The 12,965-nt window shown below is 69.5% G+C and carries 10 protein-coding genes, 1 tRNA gene and 1 pseudogene; 7 read left to right on the top strand and 5 right to left on the bottom strand.

Annotated features, from left to right (window positions below; genetic code table 11):
• Positions 1 to 394, bottom strand: a pseudogene (locus tag C4313_RS09300) (hypothetical protein); the annotation flags it as partial.
• A gap of 218 nt (positions 395 to 612) precedes the next feature.
• Here C4313_RS09300 and C4313_RS09295 point away from each other — a divergent pair.
• From C4313_RS09295 to C4313_RS09270, 6 genes are all read left to right on the top strand, one after another.
• Positions 613 to 688 (top strand) — tRNA-Glu (locus C4313_RS09295).
• A gap of 71 nt (positions 689 to 759) precedes the next feature.
• Positions 760 to 1,722, top strand: coding sequence for an NUDIX hydrolase (locus C4313_RS09290; protein ID WP_352429585.1), 963 nt, complete (start codon positions 760 to 762; stop codon positions 1,720 to 1,722).
• Positions 1,722 to 2,657, top strand: coding sequence for an alpha/beta hydrolase (locus tag C4313_RS09285; protein ID WP_352429584.1), 936 nt, complete (start codon positions 1,722 to 1,724; stop codon positions 2,655 to 2,657). Before C4313_RS09290 ends, C4313_RS09285 begins: the two co-directional genes overlap by 1 nt.
• Before the next feature lie 79 nt (positions 2,658 to 2,736).
• Complete coding sequence (locus C4313_RS09280) at positions 2,737 to 4,080, top strand: lipid II flippase MurJ (RefSeq protein WP_352429583.1); 1,344 nt, start codon at positions 2,737 to 2,739, stop codon at positions 4,078 to 4,080.
• Positions 4,081 to 4,230: 150 nt separating this feature from the next.
• Positions 4,231 to 4,767: a sigma-70 family RNA polymerase sigma factor gene (locus C4313_RS09275; protein WP_352429586.1), complete on the top strand. Its 537-nt coding sequence runs from the start codon at positions 4,231 to 4,233 to the stop codon at positions 4,765 to 4,767.
• Complete coding sequence (locus C4313_RS09270; RefSeq protein ID WP_352429582.1) at positions 4,764 to 5,018, top strand: anti-sigma factor family protein; 255 nt, start codon at positions 4,764 to 4,766, stop codon at positions 5,016 to 5,018. The genes C4313_RS09275 and C4313_RS09270 overlap by 4 nt, the downstream gene beginning before the upstream one ends.
• On the opposite strand, the gene C4313_RS09265 is transcribed toward C4313_RS09270, so the two are convergent.
• From C4313_RS09265 to C4313_RS09250, 4 genes are all read right to left on the bottom strand, one after another.
• Positions 5,013 to 6,254, bottom strand: coding sequence for a hypothetical protein (locus tag C4313_RS09265; RefSeq protein ID WP_352429581.1), 1,242 nt, complete (start codon positions 6,252 to 6,254; stop codon positions 5,013 to 5,015). The genes C4313_RS09270 and C4313_RS09265 overlap by 6 nt on opposite strands.
• A 14-nt stretch (positions 6,255 to 6,268) precedes the next feature.
• Complete coding sequence (locus tag C4313_RS09260; protein ID WP_352429580.1) at positions 6,269 to 7,951, bottom strand: acyl-CoA mutase large subunit family protein; 1,683 nt, start codon at positions 7,949 to 7,951, stop codon at positions 6,269 to 6,271.
• 144 nt (positions 7,952 to 8,095) lie between these two features.
• The gene (locus C4313_RS09255; RefSeq protein ID WP_352429579.1) at positions 8,096 to 8,668 is read right to left on the bottom strand and encodes a nitroreductase family protein; all 573 of its coding nucleotides are present in this window, start codon (positions 8,666 to 8,668) and stop codon (positions 8,096 to 8,098) included.
• 133 nt (positions 8,669 to 8,801) lie between these two features.
• Positions 8,802 to 9,818 carry an NAD(P)/FAD-dependent oxidoreductase gene (locus C4313_RS09250; protein ID WP_352429578.1) on the bottom strand — a complete coding sequence of 339 codons (1,017 nt, stop codon included), beginning with the start codon at positions 9,816 to 9,818 and terminating at the stop codon, positions 8,802 to 8,804.
• A 170-nt stretch (positions 9,819 to 9,988) separates the two neighbouring features.
• On the opposite strand from C4313_RS09250, the gene C4313_RS09245 reads away from it, so the two are divergent.
• Positions 9,989 to 12,775 (top strand): hypothetical protein, encoded by a 2,787-nt coding sequence (locus C4313_RS09245; RefSeq protein WP_352429577.1) that lies wholly within the window; start codon positions 9,989 to 9,991, stop codon positions 12,773 to 12,775.
• Positions 12,776 to 12,965: the final 190 nt, after the last annotated feature.

Raw genomic sequence — 12,965 nt, 5'->3', positions numbered from 1 at the left:
GCTGACTGTTCTCCGCGATCTGGCGACTGTTCTCTTGGACCTGCTGAGTGAGGGCAGCGATCTGGCGGCTGTTCTCTTGAACTTGCTGGGTGAGGGCCGCAATCTGCTGACTGTGCTCCTGGACTTGCTGGGTGAGGGCCCCAATGGCTTCCCAAACCCTTCGGAACTCCTCGTGCATCTCCTGGCGCAACGTCGCGATGGCCTCCCAGACCCTCCGGAACTCTTCGTGCATCTCCAGCCGCAGGCGCTCCACGCGCTCGGGGAGCGCCAATAGTTCCTCCGTCAGGAGGCGGCGCCGCAGCGCCTCCCGGAAGGCTGGGTCGCGATCGATCAACTCCAGCAACTTCGCCCGGAAGGCCGGGTCCTCCAACAACGCCTCGATGGAGACCGCCATCCTCCCTCCTCCGGATCGGGTTCGCTCTTAGCATAGCATCGCATTTCGAGCCCGTCAATCGCATCCGAGGATGTTTAAAGGGCTCGAGGTCGCACGGTTGTGCGAACCAGGCGGTCGATTCGGTTCGTTGGGCTTGCGGCCCCCGGCCCGGCCCTTCCCTCGGCTCGCCTTGACGATCCGCCTGTCTCCCGGTAAGATTAAGAACGGGTGAAGACCGTGGCCCCGTCGTCTAGCCCGGTCTAGGACGCTGCCCTCTCAAGGCAGAGATCGCGGGTTCAAATCCCGCCGGGGCCACCTTCCGCGGGCGCGGCCGGTGCCGCGCCCGCTCTTTTGCCGGCGCCAGCCCCTTCCCCAAGGTCAACCCGATGGATTACGTCCGCTGGTTGCGCGAGCGGATCGGACCGGAGCCCGTCTGGCTGGTCTATGCCACGGCCCTGATCCGAAACGAGAGGGGCCAGATCCTCCTGCAACAGCGGCGGGATCTCGGCGGATGGGGGTTGCCGGGTGGCGTGATGGAGCCCGGCGAGTCCCTGCTCCAGGCCCTCCACCGAGAGGTGGCCGAGGAAACCGGCCTGGCCATCCACGTGGAGCGGCTCCTGGGCCTCTACACCACCCCCGACTTCGAGGTCCACTACCCCAACGGCGATGTCGTCCATCCGGTGACCGCCGGCTTCCTCGCCCGCCCGATCGGCGGGGCCCTCCGCCCGGACGGGATCGAGTCGGCGGCCCTGCGCTGGGCTTCCCCGGAGGACCTGCCTCCGCTGCCCCCCTGGTATCAGGCGATGGTCGCCGACGCCGCACGGGAGGACCCTGCGGCCACCTTCCGCCATGGCTCCCCCGGGTCGGCGCGGGCCGCCCTTGGGGAGACCATCCGGCGCCTCCGCGCTCGGGTGGGTGCCGCCACCCTGGTGGTCCCAGCGACCAGCGCGGTGGTCTTCAACGCACGAGGAGAGGTCCTCCTCCAGCGACGGGAGGACACGGGGGAGTGGGGGCTCCCCGGAGGGATCATGGAAATCGGGGAGCGGATCGACCAGACGCTGGTCCGGGAGGTGGCCGAGGAAACCGGCCTGCTGGTGGAGCCCATGCGCCTGGTGGGCCTCTACACGGATCCGGCGTGGACCTTCGTCTATCCGAATGGGGACCGCTCCCAGCCGGTGGTGGCCTGCTTCGAGGCCCGCATTGTCGGCGGGGCGCTGCGGGCGGATGGGCAGGAGTCGCTGGAGGTGGGGTTCTTCCCCCTCGACCGGCTCCCGGAGCCCCTGGACCCCCGGTGGCGGATCCGGATCGAGGACGCGGTGGCCCGCCATCCCTGGGCGGTGGTGCGCTGATGGCCCGTTCCCGATGGCTGCTGGCCTTGGGGCTGCTGGCCGCGTTGCAATGGATGGCGCTGTGGCTGGCCCATGGGGAGGCCGGGAGCGCCTGGGTTCCCTCGCCGCTCCCTACACGGACTGCCACCCCCTCGCCGACGCCCACGGCGACGCGAACCCCTCCCCCAACCCCTACTGCGACGCCGATCCCTTCCCCGACCCCGACGCCTCCCTGCATGCCGGGGCACTGGGCCTCCGGCCGCATCCCGGTCCCGGACATGGGCTTGGAGATTCCTTACCGAGTCTATCTCCCTTCCTGCCTGCAGAGCGGGCGCCGCTATCCCACCCTCTATCTGCTCCATGGCCATCCGTATGATGAGAGCCACTGGGACACCCTGGGGATCGACGAGGCGTTGGAAGCTGGGATCCGGGCGGGCCGTTGGCCACCTGTCCTGATCGTTCTCCCCGGTTTCCCTGACGATCTTTTCGTTTACACCAGCGGTGGACCGGGCTCCGTGGAGGCCGTGTTGTTGGAGGCGGTGATCCCTGCCGTCGAGGCCGCCTATCCGGCGGAAGGGGCCCGCTGGGCCCGGGCCATTGGCGGGATCTCGCGGGGCGGCGTGTGGGCGCTGGAGATCGCCTTCCGCCACCCGGAGGTCTTTGCGAGCGTGGGGGGTCATAGCCCCGCTCTCAGCGTGAACAAGGCACCACCCGATTTTGATCCCTTCGTCCTGGCGAGGCAAGCGGACCTCGGGGGGCTGCGGATCTACTTGAGCGCGGGGGATTCCGATTGGGCGCTGGAAGGGATCCAACGGCTGGCCGAGGCGCTGGCGGCGCGGGGGATCCCGGTGCGCCTGGAGGTGCACCCGGGCGCCCACGAGGACGCCCTGTGGGCCGGGGCTTTGGATGCCTATCTCGATTTCTACACCGCCCCTTGGCGCGCGGGCCCCCCTTGACTCGAGACACAGCATGCTGTGTCTCTGCCTCCAGGCGCAGCGCGCTGGGCTCCTACCTTAACCATGAGGTGAAGACCCCATGGGGGAGGAAGGCCGGGCCTTCGTCCGCCGCATCCTCCAGCCGGCGGCCCTGGTGGCCGGCCTGAGCCTGTTGGGCAAACTGACCGGCTTCCTCGCCCAGGCGGCGGTGGCCGCGCGCTTCGGGACCGGGCTGGAGAAAAGCGCCTTCGACGTGGCCATGGTGATGCCGGATTTCCTGTTCCTCTTCAGCGGAGGAACCCTGGCCGTGGTCCTGGTCCCGGTGCTGACCGCCCTCTCGATCCGGGACCCAGGGGAGGCAGCGCGCCTAACGACGACGCTCCTCGTTCTGACGGGGGCTGGGCTGGCCCTGGCCGGCATACTGATCGCCTGGAGCGCCCCCTTCTGGGTCCGGACAGTCTTCGGGCCAGGGCTCCCGCCGGCCGCCCAGGAGACAGCCATCCACCTGCTCCGGGTGCTCTGGCTGGTGGCGGTGCTCTTCGGCCTCAGCGGGGTGCTCACCGCGGCGTTGCACGCCGCTCGGCGCTTCGCCTGGCCGGCCCTGGGCTCCGTCCTCGCCGACGGAGGTCCCATCCTCGGGGCGCTCCTCCTTGCCCGGCTTTGGGGCATCACCGGGCTGGCGTGGGGGGTGGTCCTGGGGGCCCTCCTCCATAACGGGGCGCTGCTGCCGGGCTTGTGGAAACAGCCCTGGACCTGGGCGGTGGATGTGCGACATCCCGCCCTGCGCGCGGTAGGGGCGATGCTGCTCCCCCGGGCCCTCATCGTGGCCCTGGCTTACTTTCAGATCGCGTGGGGCTACCGGCTGGCTGGCGGGCTGGATCCCGGCGCCGTTGCCGCCCTGGCCTACGGCTGGCGCCTCATGCAGGTCCCTCAGACCCTGATCAGCACCAGCCTGGCCACCGTGCTGCTGCCCACCCTGTCGGCCCATGCCGCCCGGGGGGATCCATCGGCGTGGCAGCGGGATCTGGGATGGACGCTGGGGCTCGCGGCAGCCCTTTCCCTCTTGGCCGGGGGCGCCCTGGGATGGGGCGGCGAGATCGTGGCCCGGGGTCTGTTCGCCCGCGGCGCCTTCGGGGAGGCCTCCGCGGAAGCCGTCGGTGCTGCCCTGCGGGGCTTCGCCCCCGGGCTGTTCACCTACACGGTCGTCGAGTTGACGGCCCGGGCCTTCTACGCTCGTCAGGACTTCCTGTGGCCGCTAGGGGCAGCCGCCATGGGCACGGCCGCCTATCTGGGGCTGGCGCCCCTCTCGGTCCGCCTTCTGGGCCCCGCCACTGGTCCTGCCCTGGCCCACAGCCTGGCCATCGGCTTCGAGGGCTTCCTCCTGCTGCTCGGGCTCGGCAGGGATCGAGTCCTCGGGCGGTTTTCGCGAAGGGGAGAAGGGTAGCGTTAAAATGAAGGGCGATGGCAGGGACCCATCCCGGGTCGGGAGGGCCACAGGCGTGGGCCGGCGCTCCGCAGATGAACTGTCGGAAAGGGACCTGCTGGACGCCCTGCGGCGGGGGGACCGGCAGGCCTTCGCGGCGGTGATCGACCGCTGTGGGGACGCCGTTTACCATGTCGCCTACCGGCTGTTGGGGAGCCGGGAGGAGGCAGAGACATCTTCCAGGAGACCTTCCTGCAAGCCTTCCGGAACCTCAGCCGCTTCCGGGGGGAGGCCAAACTGTGCACCTGGCTCTACCGGATCGCCTACAACCTCGCCCTGATGCGGCTGCGCCGGAAGGAGCCGGAGACCATCTCCATCGATCAGCCCTTGGTGCTGGAGAACGACGAGGAGATCCCCCGCGAGTTGTTCGATTGGTGCTGCCTGCCGGAGGAAGAACTGCTGCGGGCGGAGCTCCGGACGGTCCTGGAGGAGGCCATCCAGAGCCTGCCGGCCGGCCTGCGGCTGGTCTTCCTGCTCCGGGAGGTAGAGGGGCTGTCCACAGAGGAGGTGGCTCATATCATGGGCCTCACTCCGGACGCGGTCAAGACGCGGCTCCACCGCGCCCGTCTGCAATTGCGGGAGCGCCTCTCCCGCTATTTCGCCGAGGAACTCCAGCCGGGGATCGGTGGGGAGCGGAGGGATCGATGACCAGGCGCTGTCGGGAGTGGCTGGATCGGCTCTCGTTGTATCTCGATGGGGAACTGTCGGAGGCCCTTTGTCGGGAACTGGAGCGGCATCTGGCGGAGTGCCCGGATTGCCACGTCGTCTTCAACACCACCCGCCGCACCATCGAACTCTACCGCCGCTACGGTCGTCCCGCCATGCCGGAGGAGGCGCGCGCCCGCCTGTTCCGCATCCTCCACCTCGACGACCTCCGGGACCTCCGCGTCGACCTATGAGGGCGGCTCCCCCAGGGCGCGGCGGAGGCCGTTCAGGTCGGTGATGAAGGCCACCCGGAAGAGGAAAGCCCGCAAGGAGGGACTCTGGGCCCAGAGCCGGCGCACCCGCGGCCCGACAGGATCCTCCGCCCCAGCGGCCCCTTCCTCCGCCGCGTAGGCCCCGTAGAAGGCGAAGTAGGCTTGGTTCAGTTTGCGCAAGACATACCCGTGCGAGAGGAAAACCCGCCGGCGGGCCTCCATGTAGCGCTCCGCCCGCCGGATCTCCCCCAGCGCCAGCAGCCGCTCCACCACGGTGCGGGTCCGGGCCATCTCCCGTCCGAAGTCGAAGGCCGGTCGTCCCGCTGCGGCCGCCGGCGCCGCATCCGCAGGGGCAGGCGACGGAAGGTGGTCCGGGTAGAAGCGGGCCAGCCACGACCGGCCTAAGGACCGCCCGGCCAGTTCGGCGACTGTCTCGTTGATGGCCCGGGCCTCGGGGCGCTCATAGAACCATCCCAGGGGCCACATGAAGAGCCAGTGGTGGGTCCACTCGTGGGCGATGGTCTCCACCAGGGCGGGGAGGGATCCGGTCTCCAGGACCATGGCCGGGTAGAAGGCCAGGCCCCCGAGGGGCACCACCAGCGAGGAGCGGTTCAGACGCCCGTCGACGGCTGCCTCCAGCCGGGCCATCTCGTCGGCCGTCAGGTCGGCCCGGAGCGGGATGGCCGCCTCCAGGTGGAGGCGATGGCGGGGCGAGAGGACCAGCAGGTTCGGCATCGCTGTCAGGCGGAAGTTCACCGGAGGGACGGGGTGGCCCAACAGGGTCAGGCCCTCCTGGCGCAGCAGCCGGGCGAGCTGCTCGGCAAGGATCGCCTCGGCCAGCGGGCGCAGGGCGTGGGCCCAGCGGCGGGCCTGCGCCCACTGCCGACGGAGGGCCTCCCCTTGAGCGGGGTCCGGGGCCTGGGGGGCGCTGAGCAGGCGCTCCAGCCCTGCGGCAGCTTCATCGGCCTCGGACACGCGCTGGAGATAGATGCGGACCGCCCGATCCTGGGCTGGGGCGTCCAGGAAAGCCTGGAGGGCGGCGGCATCCCACAGCGCCTTCTCCAGCCAGACCTGGAAGGCCCACGTGGCGAAGGGAAACCCGTGCCCCTGAAGGATCTCGGCGGTCCGCGTCTCCATCGATGGCGGAGGCTGGGCCGCCGGGAGGCCCAAGGCCGCCAGGCCCAGCAGGAGAAGAGGGAAAAGCCGCCGCCTTCCCATCGGGGGACGCCTTCTCAGATGATGATAGGCTCCTGCCAGGTCCCCCATACCGCCTTGAGGGCGCAGGTGATCTCCCCGAGGGTCGCGTAGGCGCGCACGGCGTCCAGGATATAGGGCATGAGGTTGACGTTCTCGCGACGGGCGGCCTCCTGGAGGGCGGCCAGAGCCTGGCCAACCCGTTCGTTGTCGCGCTCCATGCGCAGTTTCTGCAGGCGGGCCCGCTGCCGGCGCTCCCCATCGGGGTCCATCTGGAGGATGGGCGGCTTGATCTCCTCCTCCTCCACGTACTCGTTGACGCCGACGATGATGCGCCGCTTCTCATCGATCTCCTTCTGATAGCGATACGCGGCCTCGGCGATCTCCCGCTGGAAGAAGCCGGCCTCGATGGCCGGGATCACGCCGCCCAGTTCCTCGATCTTGCGGAAATACTCGTAAGCCTGCTGCTCCAGGCGGTTGGTCAGGTATTCGACGTAATAACTGCCCCCGAGGGGATCGACGGTGTTCGTCACGCCAGTCTCGTGGGCAATGACCTGCTGGGTGCGCAGGGCGAGTTTGGCGGCGAACTCGCTGGGGAGGGCCAAAGCCTCGTCGAGGGCGTTGGTGTGTAACGACTGGGTGCCGCCCAGCACCGCCGCCAGGGCCTGGATAGCGACCCGGATCACGTTCACGTAGGGCTGTTGGGCGGTCAGGGTGCAGCCGGCCGTCTGGGTGTGGAAGCGCAGCCACCAGGAGCGCGGGTTCTTGGCCCCGAAGGTCTCCTTCATCTCCCGGGCCCAGATGCGGCGGGCGGCCCGGAACTTGGCGATCTCCTCGAAGAAATCGTTGTGGCAGTTGAAGAAGAACGAGAGGCGCGGCGCGAAGGAATCGATGTCCAATCCCCGCCGGAGGCACCACCGCACATACTCGAAGCCGTCGGCCAGGGTGAAGGCCAGTTCCTGGGCCGCCGTGGCCCCCGCCTCCCGGATGTGGTAGCCGCTGATGCTGATGGGGTTCCATTTGGGCACGTGCTTCGACCCGAACTCGATCATATCCACCACGAGGCGCATCGAGGGCTCCGGCGGGAAGATCCACTCCTTCTGGGCGATGTATTCCTTGAGGATATCGGTCTGGGTGGTCCCACCGATCTGATCCCACGGGATGCCGCGCTTCTCGGCCACGGCCAGATACATCGCCCAGATGATGGCCGCCGGCCCGTTGATGGTCATCGAGGTGGTGATCTGGTCCAGGGGGAGGCCGTCCAGGAGGATCTCCATATCCAGAAGGGAGGAGACGGCAACGCCGCACTTGCCGAACTCCCCCTCGGCCATGGGGTCGTCGGTGTCGTAGCCGTAGAGGGTGGGCAGGTCGAAGGCGATGGAGAGGCCGGTCTGGCCGTGTTCCAGCAGATACTTGAAGCGGGCGTTGGTCTCCTCGGCTGTGCCGTATCCAGCGAAGAGCCGCATGGTCCAGAGGCGGCCCCGATACATCGTGGCGTGGATGCCGCGGGTGAACGGATACTCGCCGGGGAACCCCAGGTCCCGCATGTAGTCGAAGTCCGGGATGTCCAGGGGGGTGTAGAGGCGGTTCACCGGCTCGCCCGAGACGGTGGTGAAGGTCTCCTGGCGCTCGGGCATGCGGGCCAACCATTGCTGCAGCGTGGTCTCCTCCCAGCGATCCCGGGCCGCGGCCAGTTCCTTCAGTTTCTCCCGATCGAACATCGGCCACCTCCTCACCGGACCGGAATGCCGTCCGCTGGCGGGGCGTCGATCCCAGGCGGCCCGGACGCTCCCGCCTGTGTCCTTGCCATGATACACAGGGAGGGAGAGGAACAACAAACGATCGGTCGGCGCGGCGGCGCTGGCTCAATCGGGCGTCCAGCCCCGCCACTCCGTCACCTCCTCAATCGGCCGGCGGGGGGTCTGGCGGGGCGGCGCGTCCGGGGCCGGGTAGCCCAGGTAGATGAAGCCCATGAACTGGGCGTCCTCGGGGAGCCCCAGCCAACGCAACAGGAGGGGGTGGTAGGCGGTATCGCCGGTGCGCAGGTAAGCCCCCAGGCCCATGGCGTGGGCGGCGAGGAGGATGTTCTGGATGGCGGCAGCGGCCGCGACGATGTTCTCATGGGTTTCAATGGGATCCCGGCCCTTGAGGCAGCCCACGGCGATGATCACCGGGGCGCGGTGGGGCTTGGCCCGCTCGCGGTTCAGCTCCTCCTCGGTGGCCTCCGGCTTGGTCGCCCGGAGGATCTGGGCGAAGACCTCCCCGAGCTCGTCCCGGGCCTTCCCGGCGATCACGACGAACCGCCATGGCTCCGTCAGGCGGTGGTTGGGGGCCCGTACGGCGGCCCGCAGCAAGGTCTCGATCTCCTCCCGCCTCGGCCGCTCCGGCCGAACCCGCCCCACCATGTGCCGGGTCATGATGGCTTCCAGCGCGTCCATGGCTTTCCCTCCGGGAGCCTTTTCCCTTATTCTGCCGGAAAGGAGCAGCTCCATCAACAAACCCGCACAAGGCCCTGGGCCGTGGGGACGACCGGCGCGAATGGGAGAGGAGATCGGTCGGCGCGCCCTTCCATCAGCCCAGCCGCATCTCGCTGGAGTGTCCCGGGAAGACCTTGGCCTGGGGGTTGATATACGTGGCAGCGTAGTTCACCGCCGTGGCTGCCTGGGCGAAGCCGATGACGATGAGGTTCAGGGGCTCCACTCCCTCAGGGGCCGCGATGTCCCCCGCGGCATAGACACCAGGGAGGTTGGTCTCCATCCGCGCGTTGACCTTGATGTAGCGGTTGCCCACCGTCTCCAGCCCCCAGCCCCTGATCGGCCCCAGGTCGGCCTTGAACCCCAGGCTCATGATCACCGCATCCACAGGGAGCCGCGTCTCCTCCCCGGTGCGGTTGTTGAAGATCACCACCTCTCGCACCGTCCCATCGTCCCCCGGATGGATCGCCTTGATCTCATGGAAGAGCCGAATGTCGATGCCGGAGCGCATCAACTCGGCCACGCTGCCGGGATGGGCCCGGAACTGATCCCGCCGATGGATGAGGGTGATGTGGGCCGCGTAGTCCTTGAGGTTCAGCGCCCAGTCCACCGCCGTGTCCCCCCCGCCGACGATCAGCACCCGCTTGTTGCGGAAGGGCCGCCGCTCCGACACCACATAGTAAAGCCCCCGCCCCTCGTATTGGTCGATCTCCGGCTTCCCCAGCCGGTTGGGCTGAAAGGCCCCGATGCCCGCCGCGATGAGCACCGCCCGCGCCGGATGGACCCCCCTGCCCGTCTCCACCACCCACAGGCCGTCCGCCCGGCGCAGGCCGATCGCCCGCTCGCCCAGACAGAACACCGGGTTGAAGGTCGAGGCCTGCTCCACCAGCAGGCGCACCAGGTCCTTGGCCATGATCTTGGGATGGCCGGGGACGTCATAAATGAACTTCTCAGGATACAGCACCGCCAGTTGTCCGCCCGGCTGCGGCAGGGCATCGATGATCTTTGCATGCAGCCCCCGCAGGCCCGCATAGAAGGCGCCGAACAGCCCGGTCGGGCCCGCCCCGATGATCACCAAATCCACCGGCTCCGCCGCGCCCGACAACCCCTGCATGCGTGCCTCCTCTCGCGTTGTGATGAAAAGCGCAATTCCATTATACCATCCGGCCCCAGTCCCCAGGTTCTTTCGCTCCCCTCCGCTTGCGGTTACAATGGAGGCGGTTCCGTGCCGACGGGCCCTGGGATCGGCCCGCGCGGGGCATTCTTATTAGGAGGTAAAGCCCGATGAGCCTACGGTTCCGCGCCAGAACCGCATCCCCCCGCGGCGTGCCGCCGTGGGGATGGCTGGCCGGGTTGGGGGGCCTGGCCCTCTTGATGCTGATCGCCGTCGGCCTCTGGAAGGGCCGCCCCGCTGTCCCCTGCCAGCCGGCCACCGCCGCAGCCCCTTTCGCTTTGCCCACCTTCCGGCTGGCCCCCTTGGACCCCAGCGCAACGGTCCAGGTGGCGGTCCTCCCCTTTGCCGAGCCAGACGCCACCCTCCGGGAGGCCCTGAACCGACTGCCCCCCACCCTTCAGCCCATGGGGCCTTACTACGCGTTGCGGTTCTGCAGCCCCGTCCCAGGCCCGCTGCGCCTGACGGTGTATATTCCGGACGGCCTGCAGCCCTGGACCCTGGCCGATCTGTGGGGCTGGACCGGCACGGGATGGGTCTGGCTGGGGGGCCAACGGGATGAGGCCCAGGGCCTGCTGACCAGCGAGACGTCGGTCGCCCCGCGCTACGTGATCGTGACCGCGGCCCGGGTCCCGGTGCCGGCTTTCGGAGCGATCCTGGAGCCCGGGACCTCCCCCGACGCCCGGGCCCTGGAGGTGGTCAGCGAGGTTGGCATCGCCGGCCTGACCCTGGGGCTGGGCGGCCGCCTGATGGGAGAGGTCAGCGCCCTCCCCCGGCCGGACCCGCAGGGGCGCTATGTGACCTGGCTGACGGTGCGGAACCATCTCCCCGGGGGCGCCCCGAACGCGGCGGCCCTGGCCGCCCTCCTGGCCAGCCCGGCCGTCTACGAGGCCCACGTCCAGGAGATCCTCCGCCTCGTCCTGGAGCGGGGAGACAACGGTGTGCTGGTGGATTACCGGGGGGTGACCCCAGATCAGCGAGAGGCTTTCCTGGGTTTCATCGCCCGCCTGAGCCGGGCCCTCCACGATCAGGGGAAGGTCCTGGCCGTCGCCGCCCCGCTCCCGTTGCCCGGCGGGCAGGGCCGTTTCCTCCCGGAGGGCTATGACTGGGCCCGCCTGGGGCACCTGGCCGACGTCCTCTATGTCGAGGCGCCCGACGATCCGATGGCCTTCGTCCCTGGGGGCCTGGTGGAGCAGAGCCTGCGCTGGCTCATCGGCCAGGTGAACCGCTATCAACTGCAACTGGTGGGGCCCGGGCTGGCCGTGGACCTCGGCCCCTCCGGGGCGCGAGGGCTGTCCTTCCAGGAAGCCCTCGCCGGCCTGGGCCGCCTGGATCCCGCCGGCCCGCTGACCCTCACCCCCGGCCTCCCGCTGATCCTCAACCCCAGCGTCGCCGTCCAGGAGGTCCGCGCGCTGCCGGAGGCCAGCGTCTACCGCTACACCTACACTGACCCCAACGGCGGGGCCCACACCGTCTGGCTGCCCACCCTCGGCCTGCTGGACCGCCAACTCGGGCTGGTGCGGGATTACCGCCTGCGGGGGCTGACGGTGCGCGGGCTGTTGAGCGGGGGCACCCCGCCGGGCACGGTCGAGGCCTTGGAGACCTACCGCCAGAGCGGGCAAGCCCCCGGCTTCCCGGAGATGCAATGGGTCTGGCGGATCACTGGGCCGGGGGGGCAGGTGGTGGCAGAGATCACGCGCCCCCTCACGGAAGGACGGGCGGAATGGGCGCCCCCCGCCGACGCCCAGGGGACCTTCCGGATCGCCCTGCTCCTGCGCGCTGGGGAGCAGGAAGCTACGCAGGGCGAGGCCCAGGGGGTGCTGGTCATCGGAACCCCCACCGCTACTCCCCTGCCGACCCGGACGCCAGGGCCCACCCGCACGCCGGGGCCCACCCCAACCCTGGGCCCCAGCCCGACGCCCCGGCCGACCAACACCCCGCGCCCCCGGCCCATTGCCGGCGGGTTTGAACTGGGCGGGCACGTGGACAGCTTCGCCCGGCCGGATCTGATGCGCTACGCCGGGATGACCTGGGTCAAACGCCAGGTCCGCTGGTCCCCCGGCCAGGATCCCGCCGGAGTGGCCGGCCTGATCCAGCAGGCCCACGGCTACGGCTTCAAGATCCTGCTGGGCATCGTGGGCCATCCCCAGGAGATGGGTGCCCCCAACCCGGGCTACTTCGACGCCTTCGCCCAGTTCCTGGGCGGGGTGGCTGCCCTGGGCGCCGACGGCATTGAGGTCTGGAACGAGCAGAACATCGATCGGGAATGGCCCACCGGCCACATCGACCCGGTCAGTTACACGGATATGCTCCGCCGGGCCTACAACGCCATCAAGAGCCGCAACCCGGGCACGCTGGTCATCAGCGGGGCTCCCGCCCCCACCGGCGCCGAGGGCGCCTTCGGCTCCCACCGGGTGTGGAACGACGACCGGTATGTGGCTGGGATGGCCGCGGCCGGCGCGGCCAACTACGCCGATTGCATCGGCATCCACTACAACGAGGGCATCGTCCCTCCGGACTGGACCAGCGGGGACCCGAGGGACAACTACTACACCCGCTATTTCTGGGGCATGGTGAACACCTACTGGAACGCCTTCGGCGGCGCCCGCAAATTGTGCTTCACCGAACTGGGTTACCTCTCCGACGATGGATACCCGCCGCTGGAGGCCGTCGCCCCCTCCTTCGCCTGGGCCAAGGACGTCACGGTCCAGCAGCAGGCGGAGTGGCTGGCCCGGGCGGCGCAGCTGTCAGCCCAGAGCGGGAGGGTGCGCTTGATGATCATCTGGAACGTGGACTTCAAGAACTACGGGGCCGACCCCATGGCCGGCTACGCCATCATCCGGCCCGATGGGTCCTGCCCGGCCTGCGAGACGCTCCATCGCGTGATGGGCGGCCGGTGAGCCCTCGATCCCAGATCCCCATCGGTTCTGAGGGACCGCCGGATGCGTCGCATGACCCGTCGGCAACTGGTCGGGCTGGCCCTCCTCCTGGTAGCGGTGGAGATGGGGATCCTGGGCTTCGCCCTGCTCCGTTCCGGCAGGCAGGCGGGGACGCCGCTCGCTCCCACGTCCCCGCCCGCCCCCTCCCCCA

The organism is Thermoflexus sp., assembly GCF_040289485.1.
In the GTDB taxonomy this organism is placed as follows: Bacteria; Chloroflexota; Anaerolineae; order Thermoflexales; family Thermoflexaceae; genus Thermoflexus.
The sequence above is the reverse complement of the archived record's forward strand: the minus strand, read 5'-3'. Positions and strand labels throughout refer to the sequence as shown.